Below are 2,232 nucleotides of genomic sequence, written 5' to 3' on the forward strand. Positions count from 1 at the left end.
CGCCTTCGAAAAGCAGACCAACATGGCGCTCCACAATGCCGGCTATCCGCTGGTTCGTGGCGCGGCAAAGGTTCCGGAATCCAAGCTTGACGGCTTCGTCGCCGCCAACCCGGAGCTTTCGCTCGATGCGGCCGCTGTTCGTGGCGGTGAAAAGACCATGGTGCCGGCCGACAAACTGGTCGCCGACAAGCTGCTGACGAAGGACGAAGTCGGCGCTGCTACCGAGATGGCCGTCTACACGATCGCAGGCGGCGGCACCTACGCGATGGTGGCGGATCCGGCCGCCGTCAACTGGACGACGATCATCGCGGTGCTGACCGTGCTCGTCATCTACGTGACGATGGTCTACGGCCCGATCGCAGCACTGCTGGTCGAGCTTTTCCCGACCCGCATCCGCTACACCGGCATGTCGCTGCCGTACCACATCGGCAACGGCTGGTTCGGTGGTCTGCTCCCGGCAACGGCCTTCGCCATGAGCGCCGCCCAGGGCGATATCTACTACGGTCTCTGGTACCCGATCGTCTTTGCAGGCATCACGCTGGTCATCGGCATGCTGTTCCTGCCGGAAACGAAGGACCGCGACATCCACGCGATGGACTGACCATTGATCTGGTGCGGCTCCGGGAAAACGCGCGCGTTCTTCCCGGAGCCGGTCAAATTCTTCCCCGAGCTATCACGGCTCTCCTGACTCCGGCGCGACCTTCGCGCCGGCTTTTTTATGTGGAGGGGTCGCCGCGTCCGACAAGCGGCCATCCGCCCGGACCCAGGTGAAACAGCCGGCCGTATCTGGCGAACAGGAACGCCATCATCACCGATGTCCACAGACCAAGCAGCAGTCCGGCGGCGACGTCGCTCGGATAGTGCGCGCCGACGATGACGCGGGAAACGCCGATCGTCAGCGCCAGCACCAGGAAGAGCGGCCTGAGCTTCGGAACCAGCATGGCGAAGACGCCGAAAAACGCACCGGCTGCGGTGGAATGGCCCGAGGGAAAACTCTCGTAGAGATCGGTGGTGGCAAACGGTGTCAGACTGTAGGCGCCGAGTTCGGCAAAGAGTTCCGGCCGGGCGCGGCCGAAGAGAAACTTGAACGTGTGGACCAGCGCGCTGGCGGTTCCGATCGTCAGCAGGAAATAGGCGGCGAGATCCCGGGCGGTGCCTGCCTTGCGCTGCAGCGGCCCCTGGCTTGCTGCACGGCGCAAGACGAAAGCGGCGGCAAGGATGACGCCGGAAAGATAGATCATCCAGCCGAACGTGCCGAAGTCGGTGATCATTTCATTGAAATCGATGATGCTGTCCGGCAGGGCTTGTGCCCTCTGGGACAGGAACGGATCCAGCGGGATGAACGCAAAGACGAGCACCAACGTCGTCAGGACGATCCATCCGGTAGCCGTAAGGGGGCGGTTCATTACTCTCCGTCCTGCCGCGTCCATCAGGGTGTGCGGCATTCGTTGTCTCTTTGCGGCTAGCCGCGGTCACCTCCCCGATGTGTCGGTTCTTTCGTCATTTTCAAGGCCATCAAACGCAAAACACCTCCGGATGGGTTCCGGAGGTGTTTTTGTCGCATCGGCCTGAGGCCGTGTGGGGATCATCCGGCAATCAGGCAGACAGCGCCTTGAACTCGGAAAGGATGGCGTCGCCCATCTCTGTCGTTCCGACCTGGCGTGCGCCTTCGGCCATGATGTCGCCGGTGCGGATGCCCTGGTCGAGCACGGTGGCGATCGCTCTTTCCAGATTGTCGGCTTCCTTCACGAGGTTGAAGGAGTAGCGCAGGCACATGGCGAAGGAGGCGATCATCGCAATCGGGTTGGCAATGCCCTTACCGGCAATGTCGGGGGCCGAGCCATGCACCGGCTCGTAGAGCGCCTTGCGCTTGCCGGTGACACCATCCGGCGCGCCGAGCGAGGCCGACGGCAGCATGCCGAGCGAACCGGTGAGCATGGCGGCCACATCCGACAGCATGTCGCCGAACAGGTTGTCGGTGACGATGACGTCGAATTGCTTGGGCTGGCGCACCAGCTGCATGCCGCCGGCGTCGGCCAGCATGTGCTCGAGCTGGACGTCGGAATACTTCGCCTTGTGCGTCTCGGTCACCACCTGGTTCCACAGCACGCCCGACTTCATGACGTTGCGCTTTTCCATCGAGCAGACCCGGTTGTTCCGGGTGCGGGCGAGTTCGAAGGCGACGCCAGCGATGCGCTCGATCTCGTAGGTGTCGTAGACCTGGGTGTCGAT

At 62.9% G+C, this 2,232-nt stretch carries 3 protein-coding genes; 1 reads left to right on the forward strand and 2 read right to left on the reverse strand.

What is annotated here, in order from left to right; translation table 11 throughout:
* A partial coding sequence (locus tag VGO12_RS12810) for an MFS transporter (RefSeq protein ID WP_327513132.1) occupies positions 1 to 601 on the forward strand: 601 nt, incomplete at its 5' end.
* 115 nt (positions 602 to 716) lie between these two features.
* Here the strand turns inward: VGO12_RS12810 and VGO12_RS12815 are convergent.
* Positions 717 to 1,406 carry a phosphatase PAP2 family protein gene (locus tag VGO12_RS12815; protein WP_327513133.1) on the reverse strand — a complete coding sequence of 230 codons (690 nt, stop codon included), beginning with the start codon at positions 1,404 to 1,406 and terminating at the stop codon, positions 717 to 719.
* A gap of 190 nt (positions 1,407 to 1,596) precedes the next feature.
* Positions 1,597 to 2,232 (reverse strand): isocitrate/isopropylmalate family dehydrogenase (locus VGO12_RS12820; protein WP_327513134.1); only part of this gene is annotated, 636 nt, incomplete at its 5' end.

Origin of the sequence: Ensifer sp., assembly GCF_035999135.1 — a bacterium.
Classification (GTDB): domain Bacteria; phylum Pseudomonadota; class Alphaproteobacteria; order Rhizobiales; family Rhizobiaceae; genus Ensifer.